At 49.9% G+C, this 16173-nt stretch carries 18 protein-coding genes and 1 pseudogene; 8 read left to right on the top strand and 11 right to left on the bottom strand.

Going from position 1 to position 16173, the window contains the following annotated elements:
* The first annotated feature begins 71 nt into the window (after positions 1-71).
* Entirely contained in the window at positions 72-938 is an 867-nt protein-coding gene (locus tag IFO68_RS04575; protein WP_225445044.1) for a pirin family protein, read from the top strand.
* Positions 939-964: 26 nt separating this feature from the next.
* Positions 965-1642 (top strand): hydrolase, encoded by a 678-nt coding sequence (locus IFO68_RS04570; protein ID WP_192014787.1) that lies wholly within the window; start codon positions 965-967, stop codon positions 1640-1642.
* 143 nt (positions 1643-1785) lie between these two features.
* Here IFO68_RS04570 and IFO68_RS04565 read toward each other — a convergent pair whose 3' ends face one another.
* Positions 1786-2469 carry a glutathione S-transferase family protein gene (locus IFO68_RS04565; protein WP_192014786.1) on the bottom strand — a complete coding sequence of 228 codons (684 nt, stop codon included), beginning with the start codon at positions 2467-2469 and terminating at the stop codon, positions 1786-1788.
* A 121-nt stretch (positions 2470-2590) separates the two neighbouring features.
* Between IFO68_RS04565 and IFO68_RS04560 the strand changes: the two genes are divergently transcribed.
* On the top strand, positions 2591-3565 hold the full coding sequence (locus tag IFO68_RS04560) for a helix-turn-helix transcriptional regulator (protein ID WP_192014785.1): 975 nt from the start codon (positions 2591-2593) through the stop codon (positions 3563-3565).
* A gap of 46 nt (positions 3566-3611) precedes the next feature.
* Here IFO68_RS04560 and IFO68_RS04555 read toward each other — a convergent pair whose 3' ends face one another.
* The 5 genes from IFO68_RS04555 to IFO68_RS04535 all read right to left on the bottom strand — a co-directional run bounded on the left by IFO68_RS04555 (position 3612) and on the right by IFO68_RS04535 (position 8024).
* Complete coding sequence (locus tag IFO68_RS04555) at positions 3612-4271, bottom strand: potassium channel family protein (protein WP_192014784.1); 660 nt, start codon at positions 4269-4271, stop codon at positions 3612-3614.
* Entirely contained in the window at positions 4268-5446 is a 1179-nt protein-coding gene (locus tag IFO68_RS04550) for a low temperature requirement protein A (RefSeq protein WP_225445043.1), read from the bottom strand. The genes IFO68_RS04555 and IFO68_RS04550 overlap by 4 nt, the downstream gene beginning before the upstream one ends.
* Before the next feature lie 68 nt (positions 5447-5514).
* Positions 5515-5769, bottom strand: coding sequence for a hypothetical protein (locus IFO68_RS04545; protein WP_192014783.1), 255 nt, complete (start codon positions 5767-5769; stop codon positions 5515-5517).
* A 27-nt stretch (positions 5770-5796) separates the two neighbouring features.
* Positions 5797-7173, bottom strand: coding sequence for an aldehyde dehydrogenase family protein (locus tag IFO68_RS04540; RefSeq protein WP_192014782.1), 1377 nt, complete (start codon positions 7171-7173; stop codon positions 5797-5799).
* 77 nt (positions 7174-7250) lie between these two features.
* A complete protein-coding gene (locus IFO68_RS04535; protein WP_192014781.1) occupies positions 7251-8024 on the bottom strand; it encodes an SDR family oxidoreductase in 774 nt (257 codons plus the stop codon).
* Positions 8025-8146: 122 nt separating this feature from the next.
* Here IFO68_RS04535 and IFO68_RS04530 point away from each other — a divergent pair, with 122 nt between their 5' ends.
* Positions 8147-9085, top strand: coding sequence for a LysR family transcriptional regulator (locus IFO68_RS04530; protein WP_192014780.1), 939 nt, complete (start codon positions 8147-8149; stop codon positions 9083-9085).
* On the opposite strand, the gene IFO68_RS04525 is transcribed toward IFO68_RS04530, so the two are convergent.
* On the bottom strand, positions 9077-9970 hold the full coding sequence (locus IFO68_RS04525; protein WP_192014779.1) for a LysR family transcriptional regulator: 894 nt from the start codon (positions 9968-9970) through the stop codon (positions 9077-9079). The genes IFO68_RS04530 and IFO68_RS04525 overlap by 9 nt on opposite strands.
* 151 nt (positions 9971-10121) lie before the next feature.
* Between IFO68_RS04525 and ampC the strand changes: the two genes are divergently transcribed.
* Positions 10122-11294 carry a class C beta-lactamase gene (gene ampC / locus IFO68_RS04520; RefSeq protein ID WP_192014778.1) on the top strand — a complete coding sequence of 391 codons (1173 nt, stop codon included), beginning with the start codon at positions 10122-10124 and terminating at the stop codon, positions 11292-11294.
* 148 nt (positions 11295-11442) lie between these two features.
* On the opposite strand, the gene IFO68_RS04515 is transcribed toward ampC, so the two are convergent.
* Complete coding sequence (locus tag IFO68_RS04515; RefSeq protein ID WP_192014777.1) at positions 11443-11682, bottom strand: hypothetical protein; 240 nt, start codon at positions 11680-11682, stop codon at positions 11443-11445.
* Between the two features lie 78 nt (positions 11683-11760).
* On the opposite strand from IFO68_RS04515, the gene IFO68_RS04510 reads away from it, so the two are divergent.
* Positions 11761-12639, top strand: coding sequence for a LysR family transcriptional regulator (locus IFO68_RS04510; protein ID WP_192014776.1), 879 nt, complete (start codon positions 11761-11763; stop codon positions 12637-12639).
* 187 nt (positions 12640-12826) lie between these two features.
* On the opposite strand, the gene IFO68_RS04505 is transcribed toward IFO68_RS04510, so the two are convergent.
* From IFO68_RS04505 to IFO68_RS04495, 3 genes and pseudogenes are all read right to left on the bottom strand, one after another.
* Positions 12827-13246 carry a hypothetical protein gene (locus IFO68_RS04505; RefSeq protein ID WP_192014775.1) on the bottom strand — a complete coding sequence of 140 codons (420 nt, stop codon included), beginning with the start codon at positions 13244-13246 and terminating at the stop codon, positions 12827-12829.
* 184 nt (positions 13247-13430) lie between these two features.
* A pseudogene (locus IFO68_RS04500) lies at positions 13431-13622 on the bottom strand (Ktr system potassium transporter B); the annotation flags it as partial.
* Entirely contained in the window at positions 13616-14563 is a 948-nt protein-coding gene (locus tag IFO68_RS04495; protein ID WP_192014774.1) for a LysR family transcriptional regulator, read from the bottom strand. The pseudogene IFO68_RS04500 and the gene IFO68_RS04495, both read right to left, overlap by 7 nt.
* A gap of 61 nt (positions 14564-14624) precedes the next feature.
* On the opposite strand from IFO68_RS04495, the gene IFO68_RS04490 reads away from it, so the two are divergent.
* Together IFO68_RS04490 and IFO68_RS04485 are read left to right on the top strand one after the other, a co-directional pair.
* Positions 14625-14816 carry a hypothetical protein gene (locus tag IFO68_RS04490; protein ID WP_192014773.1) on the top strand — a complete coding sequence of 64 codons (192 nt, stop codon included), beginning with the start codon at positions 14625-14627 and terminating at the stop codon, positions 14814-14816.
* Complete coding sequence (locus IFO68_RS04485; RefSeq protein ID WP_192014772.1) at positions 14813-16012, top strand: MFS transporter; 1200 nt, start codon at positions 14813-14815, stop codon at positions 16010-16012. The genes IFO68_RS04490 and IFO68_RS04485 overlap by 4 nt, the downstream gene beginning before the upstream one ends.
* Positions 16013-16173 lie beyond the last annotated feature (161 nt).

Below are 16173 nucleotides of genomic sequence, written 5' to 3'. Positions count from 1 at the left end.
TTGAATTTTACTACCTAATAAAAGAACTGAGTATCAACTACATTAAGATTCATGCAATCTTGAGGAGTTGAATGATGAAAAAGCTTTCGTTTATTAAAAAAAGTAACGGTAATCATTGGGTCGGAGATGGTTTTCCGGTACGGGGTATTTTTTCTTATGCTGATATTGCACAAGAAATGTCGCCATTTTTATTAATGGACTACGCCGGACCCGCTTATTTTCCACCCACAACAAACAAACTGGGTGTGGGCCAGCATCCGCATCGCGGTTTTGAGACCGTCACCATCGTTTATGACGGCGGCGTATCACACCGTGACTCTTCCGGTGCCGGTGGCACGATCGAGCCTGGTGATGTTCAGTGGATGACTGCCGCTTCAGGGATCATCCATGAAGAATATCATAGCCCGGCGTTTGCTCAGTCTGGCGGGGCCTTCGAAATGGTCCAGCTGTGGGTGAACTTACCGGCAAAAGATAAGATGACATCGCCTTACTATCAGGGAATTACCAACGCGGAGATACCTGAAGCCTCTCTGCCAGACGATGCCGGTATCGCTCGCATCATTGCCGGTTCCTATGAACACACTACCGGGCCAGCCAGCACATTTACCCCGATGAATGTTTGGGATTTGCGTTTAAAAGCCAATCATCACGTTTCCTTTCAACTGCCGGAAGGACATACCACTGCGCTTTTCATTCTGAAAGGTAAGGTCAAGATTGAGGACAAACATCTTGTTCATGAAGCTGAACTCGCAGTCATGGAACGTGAAGGAGACGTTTTTAGCTTCAGTGTAGAAGAAGAGACAACTGCGCTGTTACTGAATGGCGCGCCATTAAACGAGCCTGTTGTCGGTCACGGCCCTTTTGTAATGAACACCCGTGAAGAAATTTCACAGGCAATCTTTGATTACAACAACGGCCAATTTGGAAAAATCAGCTAAATAAAGCACTTACTGAGGAATTAATAATGAGCTCTCCAGCTAATTTCGGAAATACAAAACCAACAATCGATCCCGCCGATAGCGTAATGCTACTGATTGATCACCAAAGTGGTCTGTTCCAAACCGTCGGTGACATGCCTATGCCAGAACTACGCCAACGGGCTGCTGCCTTAGCGAAAATGGCTACTTTGTCAGAGCTTCCTGTCATTACAACAGCGTCCGTACCTCAGGGGCCTAATGGTCCGTTGATTCCAGAGATACATGAAAACGCTCCGCATGCTCAATATGTGGCTAGAAAAGGTGAAATTAATGCGTGGGACAACCCTGACTTTGTCAATGCTGTAAAAGCTACAGGGCGAAAAACACTCATTATTGCCGGCACGATTACCAGTGTATGTATGGCATTTCCCGCTATCAGTGCTGTCTACGATGGCTATAAGGTTTTTGCGGTTGTGGATGCCTCGGGCACCTACTCGAAAATGGCCCAAGAGATCACACTTGCCAGAGTGGTACAAGCTGGTGTGGTTCCTATGGATACCGCCGCTGTTGCATCTGAGCTACAAGGCACCTGGAATCGTGAAGATGCGATGGAATGGGCGGCAATTTATACCAAGATTTTCCCGGCCTACCAACTCCTGATTGAGAGCTATGGTAAAGCGCAAGATGTTGTGAAAAATAATGAAACGTTAGACTCACAACGATAACGTCTCCTTTCAAGGTGATGATTCTGTACAAGACATCGCGTTGAAAAAGAGGGGCATTCATGCCCCTGCGGTGTATGGCTAGCTCTGATGAATGCCATCTGAGCCAGCCATTTTTTGGTGTCTGCGCGATGGGCAGAAAACCGCTACCTGCGTGCGAATTCCCCTGCTTCCAGTATTTTTAAACGCCCGGCTTCATGATCAGCCGCCAGTTTGGTATCCAGATCTTTGGCATATGTAAAGCAAGGCCGTGCAGTGACCCGCGCCAGGTACTGAGTAATCACAGGATCTGGCTCAACCGATCCAAATGCCGTGCAATATTTCAGTGCTGTTGCCCATAACAGATCAGCCGCCGTAAAACGCTCTCCCAGCAAATAAGGGCCTGCCCTGAGTTGCTCAATGAGTATCCCGAGCACAGTGTCGTAGTCTCCGTAAGGGCTGACCTTTTGCTCATTGGGCACCCACCCCATGGCTTTGTCGCAAACAGCGGGTTCAAAGCAGGCGGAGTAATAGAGCATCCAACGCAAATAGGGACCACGCAGCGGATCGCTCAGGCCGGGAGCCAGGCCGCCGGAGGAAAATAAGTCAGCCAGATACAGATAGATTGCTACCTGATCAGTAATCAAGGCACCGTCATCAAGTAAAGCCGGTACCTTCCCCAGCGGGTTAATCGCCAGATAGGCCGGTTGTCTGTTCTCCTCCACCAGCATATTCAGCACATTCAGTTTAAAAGGCACATTCAGCTCGTTAAGCAGGATCAGAACGCTGGACGAGCGCGTATGCGGTGAATGGAAGAATACCAGTTCGTTACCAAGTGCTTTATCGGACATTGTTATTTCCTGTTGTTGTTATCAGTCCGGGTCACTATATTGGCCATACCTGTCAGATTTTGTCAGGTTTATAAACGATCCTGACTCTTTCTGATTTCTTTCTTTAACGGTGGAAAAGCTGATGCGCGCCAGTCGACTCCTGACCATTCTGATGACCCTGCAATCCCGCGAGCAAGTCAGTGCAGCAGAGCTCGCCCGCGACTGTCAGGTTTCTGTCCGCAGTATCTACCGCGACATCGACAGCCTGAGTGCGCTGGGTATCCCTGTATACAGCGAACAGGGCGTCAATGGGGGTTACCGGTTGCTGGAAGGCTACCGAACACAGCTCAATGGTTTCTCAAAACAGGAAATCGAAACACTTTTCATGCTAGGTTTGTCCGGCCCGATGCAGGAACTGGGACTCGCGCCCGCCATGTCGGAAGCCAGACTGAAGTTACTGGCTGCCATTCCGGTCAGTCTCCGCACTCACGCCGAACGATTTCAGTCCAGTTTTCTACTGGATACCCCAGGCTGGTTTACAGAAAAGGAAACCGTTGGCGACCTGCCGCAGCTGTTCAACGCAATCTGGCAGAAAAACCAGATCAAGTTTGATTATCAAAGCTGGCGTGGCAGCAGCCAGCGGGTCGTGAATCCGCTGGGTATGGTGTTAAAGGCTGGCACCTGGTATTTGGTGGCTCAGTCTCAGATGCAGGTCAAAACTTACCGGGTTGCCCGCATTCAGGATCTGAGTATCCTGAATCACTCTTTTGAATCACCGATGCCCTTTGACTTATCCGCATACTGGCAGCAAAGCACCCGCCAGATGGAGACTGAACTCTACCCCTACACAGCAGAGATCAAACTCACCGCCAAAGGGCTCAAGATGTTACATAGCCTGAGTCCCCCTTATGTCCGGCAACACACACAAATTACTCACACAGATAATACGGGCTGGACAAGCGTCACCTTACCCTCAGGCAAAACCGAACAAGCGGTGGTGGAAATGCTGAGATTCGGACCGGAAGTTCAGGTTATCCAGCCTGAAGCGTTGCGCCAGGCAATGAAAGACGTCATAGAAGTGATGGGGCAATATTATGACGAGTCACGCACTGATTGACTGGAATCACCCGTAATTTGCCTCACCAGATAGCGCATCACTGACCTTATCTTCTGCCTGACGCGTACAGCCCGACCAGTCTGGACAGCAAGATCACGGTATAAAGCACACCGATGACGGCTTCGAGCGATGCAACAGCCTGAGCATAAAATCCCACTGGCGTTATATCACCATACCCCAGGGTAGTCAGCGTGATATAACTGTAATACACCATCTGCTGCCAGTTGATTATTGCGCCAGAGCTCACGATAAACGAACCGGGAGCAACCCATTCAATCAGTGCAAAAATGGCGGCAAACCCTGAGCCAATCACAAGATATAAAGAGGTCGCTGAAAGTACCACATCGGCCATCACGGTACGGGCGCGAAATGTATACAATGCCAGTACCACGACCATCGCGAGATGATAGACAATTGAAGTGAGAAAAACAGCCAGCGCCGCTGACTGGCTCGGAAGGTAAGAATTGTTCAAACCCGCCATCAGAACGGCCAGACCACTTACAGCGACAAAGCCCCGCAACCAGACATCGCCGGTTAGCGCCCATGTCGCAGCAACGAAAATAACAGCGTAAAAACAATAAAACACGGCAGGCCATATCCCGCCTGCCACCGACAGCGGATAGGTCAGGTTGTGCAAAAGGATGGCGCATAGCAGGGTCAGGTTGACGGCCACACCCCGAGTTGCAGCCAGCGGTTGCCCCGTCATGCCCGATTGCCCTCCCCCCCGAATCGGGCAAGTGATAAGAGAATGCCCAACACACCAGTGCCGAGCCAGAGCCCCAGCCAATGGAAAGAAAAGGCCAGCCAGCTCCAGAGGACAAGCGCTACAACAGCAATCAGGTAAGCAAACGGCATTTTCTTCGCTATGGTCCGGCGAAACATAGCGCTGCCGAACAGAAAAATCGACGGGCCGGCAGCAGCCGCCGTCACAACCGGCAGATGGACCGGCTCCAGGGGGTGATCGACAATGAGTTCAATCGCAACCGCTGTCACTATTGCACCACCCACCATAATGCCATGCGCATAAGCCAGACTGGCTCTGGCTAGCTTAGTATGATCAGCTTCCTGCAGAAAACGATGCTCCCCCGCTTCCGTCAGGTGCACAAAATATATCCACCACAGCGTGACAATCAGAAAAAAGCCCACAGTAGCCGCAGCCAGCGTGTCAGCATGCAGCGCATTTCCCACTAACAACCCACCCAACAACAGGATGGATTCACCCAATGCAATAATGAACACCTGCTGATTCCGCTCCAGCAGATGTAATCCGCGCAACGGCCAGCTTTCCATTGGCGTCGCCCCCTTACCGGGCAACCAGAACCCCACGTATGGAGCGGCGTAGTCAATCACCACAGCCAGCATCCAGCACCCTAAACGGAGTTCAGGCAGCCAAACGCCTGCCATCCAGAAAAGACCGGATATTCCACTCCAGGCACCAAGCTGAGCGTAGTTCTGCCCCATCCTTTCGCCCCGGAAAACAAGCGCCATATATCCAGCACGGGTCAAGGCCATCACCACGTAAGCACCGGCAAAGAGCCCAGCCCGTGAAGAAAACGCCAGAGGCATAGCAATCGCCATCAGCAATGCACAGGCCATCAGCACAACCATCAGCATCCGGCCGCGGGCGTGATCCGGATCCAGCCAGTTAGTGGCCCATGCGGTATAGTTCCAGGACCACCATACCGCGGCAAACAGCGTTAAAGCCTCCAGTGCCCCCAGCCAGGAACTGTGTGCCAGCAAGAAGTGCGAGAGCTGAATAATCGTGAACACATACACCAAATCGAAAAACAACTCGATATTGGTCACATGGGGATGCTCGTCTGTCGCCAGCTGGCGCAACGCGGCTTTTGGAGCAAGCTTAAGAATCATGGACTGTATCATCTGCCTTCCCGGAAAATACCTCATCTCAGTGCCTTTCACCTGAGCCAGTGAACGGCACAGGCAATCACTTATCCGCGATGCTTTGCCAACAGCCAGGCAATGACGGCCGGTATGGCAAATACCACAGCAAAAATAGGCAATTCCTCTGCCAGGCTGTATCCCGCATCAACAACCCCCACCCAGAGATTCACAGCGGCACAAATCAGCCAGGCCAGCAGAAACGGTTTCAGAAATCGTGCAAAAGGCTGCCCGGTGAACCAGGACACCACAAAGAACAGTCCGAGTAGCAGCAAGCCCCCGCCAATGACATAGATCGTATGCATTCAATGCTCCTGTTTCTGGCTCTTCTTTCAGGAAAAGGGGTCCAGCATCGCATCAATGTCTTTACCCTGATACGGCGGATAAACGTCGACACTGATGTCTGCTGGTGACAGCAACAAAGATTTAGCATTGCTCAGCGCATCAAATCCCGCCTTGCCGTAGTATTTTCCCATCCCAGACGAACCCACACCGCCAAAGGGTAAAGCGCTAATCCAACAGTGCAGGTTGACCAGATTCACACAACCGCCACCAAACGAGAGTGAGTGCAGAAATCGCTCAATGGTGGCTTCATCACGGCTGAAAATATAAGCGGCAAGCGGTTTTTCAAAGGTTTTCAGCCGAGTGATTACGTCTTGTATATCACTATAGCGGAGTATGGGCAGCACAGGTCCGAAGACCTCCTGCTGCATAGCAGGATCCGTCCAGTCAGACGGGTACAGTAAGGTCGGTTCGACATAGCAGGCAGAGACATCAGCACGCCCCCCCAATACGGTCTTCTTCGGCACTATGTATGAAGCCACCCTGGCCGTATCCTTTTCACTGATCATTCTTGCAAAGTCGGGACTTTGTGACGGATCGGCACCATACATTCGGGTCACCGAAGCGGACAGTTTTTCAACAAAAGCATCCGCAACAGACGTATGCACACAAACAAAACCGGGAGCAATACACCATTGCCCCGATATCGCATTGTGCCCCCATGCAATGGCATTGGCTGCACGGTCAAGATCCGCTGTTTCATCAACCACTGTCGGATTTTGTCCTCCCAGCTCCAGAATAACTGGCGTCAAATGTTCTGCGGCAGCTCGCATCACGACTTTGCCCACCGACGCGCTGCCGGTAAAGAAAATGAAATCAAAAGGTAATTCAAGCAGAGCTGAGATTTCCTGACGGCCACCAGTGACAACAGCAACATCTTCAGGTGCAAAGTACTGCGGGATCAACTCGGCAAATAATGCCGCAGTTGCGGGGGTGGTATTTGCTGGTTTCAGAATAACAGGATTCCCAGCAGCCAATGCAGCAACAGCCGGATCAAGCAATAAGAGTATCGGTGCATTGAACGGGCCAACCACCAAGGTGACACCGTAAGGCTCCTTCCGTACCTCACCACGCAAGCCACGTTTTGCTAGTCCGTCGGGTATCATCACCGCTTCCGGCGCCATCAGCAGATCGAGATTGTCACGGTAAAATGCAATGTTGCCCATAGGCACAGTGATCTCGAATAACTGTTCAAAAGGCGGTTTTCCGAAGTCTTGATGAAGCGCAGCACACCACCGTTTCTGGTGATCAAGCAACATGCGCTCCATTCGGGCCAACTGATCTAGCCTCCAGTCCCGCGATTTCGTCCGGTCTGTCATAAATGCCGCTTTCTGGCGATCAAAAACGGCTTGAAATGCGTGGCTCATATGACGCCTCCTCACAGGTGTCCCGGCCAGATAACAGCGGGCTTGATTTTCCGAGCTTGCCCGCTGCCGGTCATGGTTTATTTCGTGGTATAGCCACCATTGACCAAAATCGTCTGACCTGTCATCCACCACCCGTCTGAGACCATGAATACGATCCAGGGAGCAATATCTTCGATATCAGTCAGACCGGTTTTTGAGAATGGCGAAAGTGCCGCAGCCGTTTTATGGTATTCAACCGCTTCTTTCTCTTCTGCCGGATAAAAGAAAGGCGTATCCATCGGGCCAGGACCGATTGCCGTTACTGAAATTCCTCTCGCCCCAAACTCTTTCGACGCCGAGCGGGTAAAGTGCTCGACAGGAGCTTTCAAACCTTCATAAGCCGCATAGAAAGGCGTATAAGCACCAAGCAGTGACGTGACAATCGTGCAGATTTTGCCGTTATCGTTCACATGATTTCCTGCTTCTTTAAGGAAGAAAAAGGCCGTTTTCACATTGACTGCGCAAGATTGATCAAAGACAGCTTCAGTTACCTCCATGATCGGTTGTTTCACAACCATACCTACAGTATTAATTGCAATGTCAGGTCGCCCCACAGAAGCAACAACATCGTTGAACAGTTTCTCCATTGCCGCCGCCTTGGTTAAATCGGCCTGAAACGCGACAGCTTCGGCGCCGGTAGCCCGGACGGCCGCAACGGTTTCCTCTGCAGCAGCTTGGGTCGCATCGCTGTTATAGTGAATAGCCACAGCTTTCGCGCCTTGCCGGGCAAATTCGCGAGCCAGTAATCCCCCCAGGTTTTTCGCCCCGCCCGCAATCAGCACAACTTTACCTTCAATACTATTTCTAGACATGCTCTCTCTCCCTATATCCATTTTCATTACAGCACTGAATGACTATAGTGAGTGTTCTACACTAGATAAATCCGAATTCCTGACAGAACCTGTCAGCGTTTACGAACAATGGCAGAGACAAGATGGACAGAATCCAGCAAATAGAAGTTTTTATTCAGGTCTTGGAAAGTGGCAGTTTCACCAAAGCTGCGGAAGCATTAAATATGCCAAGATCGACGGTTTCGACTGTGATACAAACATTAGAAAACCGGCTGGGTGTTCAGTTATTACACCGTACCACACGCAAACTGACGCCAACTCAGGACGGGCTTCGCTATCTGGACACCGCCAGCCATGTTGTGCAGAAATTTAACGCTTCGGAACGAATGTTTCATACTGCCCCCCATCAGGTACAAGGACGACTGCGTATCGACATGCCCAGCCGGATTGCCCGCCGTATCGTGATCCCTGCTCTCCCTGATTTTTTATCCCGGTACCCCAGGATTAACATCGAACTCAGCATGAAAGACCGGCTGGCTGATCTGGTGGCTGAAGGGGTTGATTGTGTTATCCGGGTCGGTGAATTATCCGACTCAGAGCTGATCTGCAAAAAACTCGGCGATCTGGCAGTCATTTACTGTGCCAGTCCGGCGTACTTAGCTAAATTTGGCATTCCGGCCAACATGGAAGCCTTAAGTCAGCACCATCTCATCCATTACGCCATCCAGATGCCAGCCCAGCAGGCAAGTCTTGAATACCATTCAGATGGGGAAACTGTCTCGGTGCCCATGCAAAGCCGGGTCACGGTCGACAATGCAGAAGCCTATATCGCCAGCGCTTTAGCTGGCATAGGCATTATTGAAATCCCAAAATATGATGTACTGCATTTATTAGAAAACAATACATTGCAGGAGGTCTTGCCCGACAACCAACCCAGCCCCATCCCGCTTTCGTTCCTGTATCCAAGCCGGAAAAACCTCTCTTTACGGGTCAATGTATTTCAGGAATGGATCAGCCAGCTGCTGGCGGAAGCCTGTCTGATCAGTGAAAAAAAACAAGCCCGGCATCGCTGCTCATACTGAGGTGCTGCACGCTTCACTGGCACAGGCGAGCAACCATTGTTTAAAATTAATTTGCGCTTGGCTCTCTTTCTGCGCATGCAGCTTGGTGAGCCAGTAAGACCCCTTATGCAGATAAAGATCAAACGGCTGCACCAGCTTTTCTTCCATCAACAGCCTTTCAAACATGACAGGTGGGGCCAGTGCCACACCATAGCCCTGAATTGCCGCTTCGATCATGGCGATTGAAGAATCGAACACTATGGCACTCAGTTTCGCTTTTGGCACTGCCACTTTGGCTTCATTCAGCCACAGTTGCCATTCATCGGGTTGGTAGGAGCGCAATAGGGTGTAGTTCAACACATCTCTCGGCGAGGCCAATGCCTGGCCGATTCCCGGTGGACACAGGACAGTAAACGGCGCGGGAAAAAGCTCAGTCGCCTCCGTGGCATGCCAGCTGCCTTTCCCGAAACGGATCAGATAATCCAGACCTTCAGCGACCGGATCGGCCGTGTTGTTATTGGTTGAGATGCGCAGGTCAACCAGGGGATACCGTGCCTGAAAATCAGCAATTCGGGGAAGCAGCCAGTTCACCGCGAATGTACCGACCACACCCACAGTAACCACTTCCCGGTGGATACCCTGCGCCAGCATGTCCAGAGCTTCAGACAGATTGTCGAACGCCCCTTGCACCACAGGCAGCAGCATCATGCCTTCTTCTGATAAATTTAACCCCCGGGACTGACGTATAAATAAGGACACGCCCAGCTGGGACTCCAGCATTTTCACCTGCTGACTGACTGCAGCCTGAGTCACGCACAATTCAACCGCTGCCTTGGTAAAATTCAGATGTTTTGCCGACACTAAGAAAGCACGAATCGCGTTCAGCGGCAGGTGGGTAATATTCATTCCTGTGACCTCAGACTTTCTGACCCTAGATTTTCTTATTGCTCTTATTAGATTTCGCACATTGTGCATCAAATTGACTCACTTTAATATCCGCCCTGTCTCCATGGGGGCCGATAATTAACATTCACCTTATACTCATTAAGAAGTCACAATGAAAAGCACCATCTGCAATACTCGATCATTGATACTCTTTGCTGCATTTCTGGCCTCAGCCGCATCACCTGCCTACAGTCAGACAACTGGGAAGGAAGCAACGCTCCGCAAGGCCGTGGATCAGCAAGCTGAACGATTAATGGACACCTACCAGATTCCGGGTATAACCTTTGGCATCACTATCAAAGGCAAAACCTATTACTATAACTATGGGCTGGCAGATATTCAGCAACAGCAGCCCGTGTCGGAGAACACTATTTTTGAACTGGGTTCGGTCAGTAAAACCTTTGCCGCGACGCTGGCCAGCTATGCCCAACAGCAAGGAAAACTATCGTTCGACGATCAGGTGTCGAAGTATTTACCGGCGCTAAAAGGCAGTACGATTGGAAACACGCCGTTAATTCAGTTAGCCACTTACTCGGCTGGAGGGTTGCCGCTTCAGTTCCCTGACAGCGTCACGAACCACACGAGCATGCTGAACTATTATCGCCATTGGCAGCCTGCCTTTCCGGCAGGTACTCACAGGCTGTACTCTAATCCGAGCATTGGCCTGTTTGGCTATCTCGCCGCTCAGAGTATGGGGGATGCCTACCCGGCGCTGATGGAAGATCTCATCCTGCCGGAACTCGGGATGTCCAGCACCTTTGTCAATGTGCCGGAAGCTAAAATGCACGAATACGCCTTTGGCTACAACGCTGCTGGCGACGCTGTCAGAGTCAATCCCGGTGTTCTGGATGCTGAAGCCTACGGTGTTAAATCGACCAGTGCGGATATGGTGCGCTATATCGAAGCCAATATCGGGACAGTTTCTGTCCAGCCTCTGATGAAGCAAGCGCTGGCAAATACCAAGACAGGTTATTATCAAGCCAGCACCCTGACGCAAGGGCTGGCCTGGGAAATGTATGATTATCCGGCATCACTGAACACCTTGCTTGCGGGAAATTCGACTGAGACCATTCTCAACCCGATGCCTATTGATGCAATCGCGTCACCCAAACCTCTGCCAGAGAACATCTGGGTGAACAAAACGGGTTCAACCGGCGGATTCGGCGCTTATGTCGCCTATATACCTGCCGAGCAAACCGGCATCGTGATTCTGGCCAACAAGAATTATCCCAACGGCGAACGCATCAAAGCCGCCTATGCGATTTTGGAAACTGCCCTGAAATAATCCGTCAACGCTTTCACGTCGATTTCCGTGTGCTCCGCTGTCAGTCAATCCGACAGTGAACACACGGATTTCTTCTTAACTGTTGGCGCAGCGATTAACCGCAACGTCTGGCACCTTTTGATGAATTCTGGTATTCATCCAATAAAAACTAACAGACCAATACCTTTTTCTGCTGAAATGCAGTGGAAACATCCTTCCATTCATAACGATGCTGATAACACGCTCTAGCGTTCTCTGCGTTGTTTGCCTCAATTAATACAGGTGCTAATACAAACCCCTGCCTGAATAAGCTAAAGATGATATCCGATGCGTTTTCTGCATGGATCTCTTCAAAAACCAGCACTTCTTCTTTCACCAGCACACAATATTGCATATAAAACCCATTCATCAGTGTTCGATATCAGAATTATCTACGTTTATGCTATAGTGCATAGTGATTTTATTTTAATGGCGATAACTTAAAGTTATGAAGGTTAATCCAAAACATTTACGCTCTATTGAAATCCTTGCAAAAGTGAAGAGCTTCAGGGTTGCATCACAGATACTTTGTATTTCTCAACCTGCACTGTCAAAACAGATTAAAAATTTTGAAGATGCCTATGAGATTGAAATGTTTGTCAGAGATAGCCAGGGCGTGGTCCTGTCAGATACAGGTAAACTCGTCATTAATGAAATCACAGCGTTAAATCGGCATATTAAGAAAACAGATGAATTGATATCCAGCATCTCACAGAATAACCTGACACCTTTATCTATTGGTTTTGGTAAATCAAGTAATGATTTCCTGCCGGTTTTTATTCGTGACTTCCAGAAGAAACACAGTAACATTTCTATTTCCCTGTCAGATATATGCTCACAAGATCAAGAAGATCAATTACTTTCAGGTTCCTTAGATATTGGCTTCATGAGAAAACCAGCCTCGCAGTCACTCGGCAGTATTCGTGTTTCAAGTGATGAATTTGTTCTAGCTGTTTCAAAAAGCCAGTATGACAGTGATCATATTGACTTCTATTTACAGAAATATAATTTGCTGATGATGAGTAATCACAGTAAATCTCAGATCAATTTGAATACTATGTCTCTGTTAAAAAACAGAACATACAAGATCACCAATATTTCAGCAGATTTGCAAACCATTATTACATTGATCTTATCCAATACAGGTGTTGCTATTTTACCGAAAAAATCAATTCTCGGAATTTATGACGCCATTCAATTAATCCCGTTTCCAAAAGAAACAAGCTGGGATATTCATATGGTATGGAATCCAAACAGGCTATCCCGATCGGTCGAGCTTTTCATTGAGCACGTCAAAGACCAAATATCAACACCTGCTTCTGCATAACGCCAGAAATGTATGATGTATTGCCCTACCTTGTTGAAACTCGCGCCATGCATAGTGAACCCTGGCAGTCAGATGAGTAGCAATACTTAAAGCATCAGCCGTGAGCGCTGGTGTTGATATTCAGGATCACTACCCATCGACAGTAAGATACCTTCAGCAATATACCTTTGATAATACTGCCATCAATCTAAGAGGAGGTCTTCTTTGGTACCTCAGCAAGCATAAAGGTTAACTCATCCACTGAGCCGACCGGATAGGACACCATCTCTTCAGCATGGATAGTCTGACCGGTTTGCTCTGAAACAAACCTGGCGAGCTGTTCTGGCTGGATCTGTCCATCTACTGTCCTGAGCCTGTTCAGTTCTTCTTCATTTAAGGTTTTGGCTGTTCCCGGTAAGTAAATCGTGCCGTAATACAAATCCACCCCGAAAGCGATCAACCCGGGGACAACAAACAGGAGCAAGCCCGCCGCATCCAAAACGGCAATAGCCGGATCCACCTGACCTCCCCGCTGACCTTTTCGTTCAGGGTGTAGCAACACACCGCACCCCGAAAGCTGAATCGTTAATATCACCGTCAAACTTAACCCCAACAACTGATGCTTCATTTGGTCTCCTTACCCTAGTCGGCTCGAAAAATGTGTTGTCACTTTTTTATGATGACTACGTCTAATTATGGCGATAAATGAGCAAGTTGCAGAAAATGTTGGGGATATTTGCCCATCAACGCCTGACCGATGTACTGGCTGGAATGCACTGAGTGCTTTCCGAGCAACGCAGGTCACATTAGCCAACCGCCAGGGTATTGAAACCCGCTGTACACGGCGTCACCGCCTGAAACCAAGATGCCAGCCACTTGCCGGATCCCCTCAAAGGGTCCAGCGTATTGGGGTTGTCATACTCAATCAGATAAATGGCGATTAATGCCGCCAGATTAATGATGACTGTGCCTGATATCATCATCCGGCTGTATACCATCATGCGTGCCCGCTCACCAACAGCCCTTTATTCTGAAGAACAAGATCACTCAGAAAATCGGCAACAAGCCGTACTCTTCTGGAGTGTGCCAGATCGGAATGAATCGCCAGCCAAATCGGCTGACTACACCCTATATCACTCTGGACACAAGTCAGTCCCTGCTTTTGAGCAATAAAATGAGGGAGAACGGCTATCCCCGCTCCAGCTTGAGCCGCTGTTACCTGAGATGACATGCTGGTGGTGGTCAGGCGACAAGGCTTCCCACGCAACCTTTTTTCTAACCACTGTGCCGCCGGAAGGTGCTGCTGGCTCTCAGACCAGCCAATAAAATCATCATCTTCGAACAACCCGCCATTTTCTGGTGCGGCTCTCTGCTGCAAATACTCTTGTGATGCATACAGGCCAAAACCAAGCTCACCTAACCGCCGGATACTCACATTGCCGCGTTCCGGCCTGACCATACGTATTGCCATGTCAGCATCATATCGATGCAAGTTGACCGTAGAGACACCGGTCACAACCTCGATGGTCAGATTGGTGTGTGATGACATTAACCGGGGAAGTGCAGGAATAATAAGGTGATCAGCCAGGCCTTGCGCTGTTGCCAGGCGTACATGCCCCGCCACGTCATCATTGCTGCCCTGAGCAGCCGCACCAAACGCATGGCCAGCTTGCTCTAGTGCCTCTGCCTGAGCAATCAGCATCACTCCTTCATCTGTCAGCCTGTAGCCGATTTGATCACGAATGAACAGGCTCAGTCCCAGCGCTGCCTCCAGCCGTTCTATACGACGCGATGTTGTTGCTAACCCAATTCCCAACGCTTTTGAGGCGCCACTTAAGGTACCTGACCGGGCAATAGCCAGAAAAATCCTGGCATCATCCCAGTTCAACGTGTTATGCCTTCCCCTTTTTCCTATATCGGAAATCGGATTACCATATTTCGCCATACAAACCTCCAGTTTCGGAAAGTATATTGAGAATCATAAAACGAACCAAGGAGAAATAATCATGCGAAAGCGTTTTCTGAGCCAAGAGCTGGAAGTGTCTGCGATAGGACTGAGCTATACGGGTATGAGCGAATTCTATTTGCCGCAAAGAGCCAGTATCACTCCGTCCTCTGATGATCTGAATCAGCGACAACAAGCCACAGGGGATTTTCAGCCGACAGGTGACCGTTACACCTCCGAGGAAATGGAATGAGTCAACTCATGAATACATCCAACGCTACGGGTTGGCGCAACTGGGCGGCCGTTTCCATGCTCGGGGTCGCTGCATTTACTGTGGTCACCACTGAATTAGCCCCCATTGGTATGCTGTCAGCCATTGCTGCCGATCTGGATCAGAATACCAGTGTGACTGGATTAGTTGTCACCCTGTATGCGTGGCTGGGCGCTGCAGCCGCATTATTGTCTGTGATGACTATCAGCCATTTGCCCCGCCGGCCACTGTTAGTCGGACTGATGCTCTTACTGGGAATCTCTAACGCCGTGTCGGCAGCGAGCCATAGCTTCACTGTACTTCTCATCGCCCGATTAGCGGGCGCACTCGCGCATGGTGCCTTCTGGGCGATGATTGGCACAATGGGAGCACAACTGGTCGCTTCGAACCGCGTTGGCCGGGCAACTGCAATTATCTTTGGCGGCGTCTCCACTGCCAGTGTTCTCGGAGTTCCGCTCATCAACTGGATAAGTCATGACGCCGGCTGGCGATTGTCCTTTGGTTTGCTGGGGTTACTCTCTGTCGCCACCGCGCTTACTCTGGCATTCAGTCTTCCCCGTGTAGCCGGCACTGCCTCTCTGAGCCGAAACCAATTTGTTTCGGTGCTGCGCAATACAGATTTAAGACGGATATATCTGATTGCAGCATGCGGTATCGTTGCACACTTTGCTGCCTTTACCTTCATCGAAGTCCTGCTTTCCTCAGAACTGGCCATTCCTCAAAACTGGGTCGTCATCTGCCTGCTTGCCTTCGGCATTGCGGGAATACTCGGTAATTTACTGTGCGGAGTCTTCATCGATAAACACCTGAAAGCTGTGCTTAGCATCGGCCTGCTATTGGTATCCCTCTGTCTGCTGTTGATCAGCACAGTCACAGTGAAAGATGGGATTATCGCACTCTTGCTGCTCTCCGGCTGGGGCCTTGGCATCGCTATACTCTTTGTCGGAATTCAGGCCTGGATCATACGATTAGCAGGAGCTGATGCATTACCAGCTTCCGCGATTTATGCTGCTATCTTCAACGGAGCCATCGGAGCAGGTGCCATGGCAGGGGCCGGGCTATTAGATCATTGGGGGATCAGGCCACTTTATTTAACGGCTGCCATCACCACGCTGCTCAGCTTCATTCTGGTAATCATGATTCGGACCAAACCTGTGAGGCATGCAGTCACGGAGTAATCGGGGCACTTGGCAGAATTGATGGAGCTGAGGGTTTCTACAAATATATGGATGAGTGGCCAGTTCGACGAGGAGTGGTTGCTCTGATTATTACGCGTATAGTGGCAAGAGTAGAAATCCCAACACTTGAGAAAGTAGCAAGTATCAATAATTTCGCAGGT

The organism is Photobacterium arenosum, from assembly GCF_014841115.1.
In the GTDB taxonomy this organism is placed as follows: domain Bacteria; phylum Pseudomonadota; class Gammaproteobacteria; order Enterobacterales; family Vibrionaceae; genus Photobacterium; species Photobacterium arenosum.
The sequence above is the reverse complement of the archived record's forward strand: the minus strand, read 5'-3'. Positions and strand labels throughout refer to the sequence as shown.

What these genes read in the sequence shown, in the direction of transcription:
- IFO68_RS04575 (WP_225445044.1), top strand. Translation starts at nt 72, where the DNA reads ATGATGAAAAAGCTTTCGTTTATTAAAAAAAGTAACGGTAATCATTGG.
- IFO68_RS04570 (WP_192014787.1), top strand. Translation starts at nt 965, where the DNA reads ATGAGCTCTCCAGCTAATTTCGGAAATACAAAACCAACAATCGATCCC.
- IFO68_RS04565 (WP_192014786.1), bottom strand. Translation starts at nt 2,469, where the DNA reads ATGTCCGATAAAGCACTTGGTAACGAACTGGTATTCTTCCATTCACCG.
- IFO68_RS04560 (WP_192014785.1), top strand. Translation starts at nt 2,591, where the DNA reads ATGCGCGCCAGTCGACTCCTGACCATTCTGATGACCCTGCAATCCCGC.
- IFO68_RS04555 (WP_192014784.1), bottom strand. Translation starts at nt 4,271, where the DNA reads ATGACGGGGCAACCGCTGGCTGCAACTCGGGGTGTGGCCGTCAACCTG.
- IFO68_RS04550 (WP_225445043.1), bottom strand. Translation starts at nt 5,446, where the DNA reads ATGATACAGTCCATGATTCTTAAGCTTGCTCCAAAAGCCGCGTTGCGC.
- IFO68_RS04545 (WP_192014783.1), bottom strand. Translation starts at nt 5,769, where the DNA reads ATGCATACGATCTATGTCATTGGCGGGGGCTTGCTGCTACTCGGACTG.
- IFO68_RS04540 (WP_192014782.1), bottom strand. Translation starts at nt 7,173, where the DNA reads ATGAGCCACGCATTTCAAGCCGTTTTTGATCGCCAGAAAGCGGCATTT.
- IFO68_RS04535 (WP_192014781.1), bottom strand. Translation starts at nt 8,024, where the DNA reads ATGTCTAGAAATAGTATTGAAGGTAAAGTTGTGCTGATTGCGGGCGGG.
- IFO68_RS04530 (WP_192014780.1), top strand. Translation starts at nt 8,147, where the DNA reads ATGGACAGAATCCAGCAAATAGAAGTTTTTATTCAGGTCTTGGAAAGT.
- IFO68_RS04525 (WP_192014779.1), bottom strand. Translation starts at nt 9,970, where the DNA reads ATGAATATTACCCACCTGCCGCTGAACGCGATTCGTGCTTTCTTAGTG.
- ampC (WP_192014778.1), top strand. Translation starts at nt 10,122, where the DNA reads ATGAAAAGCACCATCTGCAATACTCGATCATTGATACTCTTTGCTGCA.
- IFO68_RS04515 (WP_192014777.1), bottom strand. Translation starts at nt 11,682, where the DNA reads ATGAATGGGTTTTATATGCAATATTGTGTGCTGGTGAAAGAAGAAGTG.
- IFO68_RS04510 (WP_192014776.1), top strand. Translation starts at nt 11,761, where the DNA reads ATGAAGGTTAATCCAAAACATTTACGCTCTATTGAAATCCTTGCAAAA.
- IFO68_RS04505 (WP_192014775.1), bottom strand. Translation starts at nt 13,246, where the DNA reads ATGAAGCATCAGTTGTTGGGGTTAAGTTTGACGGTGATATTAACGATT.
- IFO68_RS04495 (WP_192014774.1), bottom strand. Translation starts at nt 14,563, where the DNA reads ATGGCGAAATATGGTAATCCGATTTCCGATATAGGAAAAAGGGGAAGG.
- IFO68_RS04490 (WP_192014773.1), top strand. Translation starts at nt 14,625, where the DNA reads ATGCGAAAGCGTTTTCTGAGCCAAGAGCTGGAAGTGTCTGCGATAGGA.
- IFO68_RS04485 (WP_192014772.1), top strand. Translation starts at nt 14,813, where the DNA reads ATGAGTCAACTCATGAATACATCCAACGCTACGGGTTGGCGCAACTGG.